The organism is Pararhizobium antarcticum (assembly GCF_001885585.1).
Taxonomy (GTDB): Bacteria; Pseudomonadota; Alphaproteobacteria; order Rhizobiales; family Rhizobiaceae; genus Pararhizobium; species Pararhizobium antarcticum.
Window position 1 is genome coordinate 1 of record NZ_LSRP01000064.1, and the last position, 514, is coordinate 514.

At 57.0% G+C, this 514-nt stretch carries 1 protein-coding gene; it reads left to right on the plus strand.

Features of this window, described 5'->3' with window-relative positions:
- Window positions 1-263: integrase core domain-containing protein (locus AX760_RS05525; RefSeq protein WP_139276457.1), on the plus strand; the 263-nt coding region annotated here is incomplete at its 5' end.
- Between the last annotated feature and the right edge of the window lie 251 nt (window positions 264-514).

Sequence of the window (514 nt, forward strand, 5' to 3'; positions counted from 1 at the left end):
CGGTGCTGAAGAAGGCGGAAATCGCCATCTCGATGGATGGCAAGGGTGCGTGGCGGGACAACGTGTTCGTCGAACGGCTCTGGCGTTCGATCAAATACGAGGAAGTCTACCTCCACGCCTACAAGACTGTGTCCGAGGCCCGCGTCGGCATCGGCCGATATCTGACCTTTTACAATAGCCGACGCCCACATTCATCCCTTGACCGGCAGACACCGGATCAGGCCTACTTCAACGCGCTGGCACCAATGATGGTGGCGGCATAATCGAGGCGGAAATCCACTTATCGAAACGCCCGAAACTGTTCAGACAAACCGAGCCACCTCTCCCGTCCTGAACCGCCAAAGGATGCCATTGATCACTCGACGATCATCAACCCGTCGCACTCAATGCGTATTCCGATGATGCCGGCCACCTATTCCGACGCGAAGCCGGCCACCCATTCCGAATTCATTCCGGCCACGATTCCGGCGTGAAGCCGGTCATCTCAAGCTGAACTCTGGGTCTAGGCAATGAA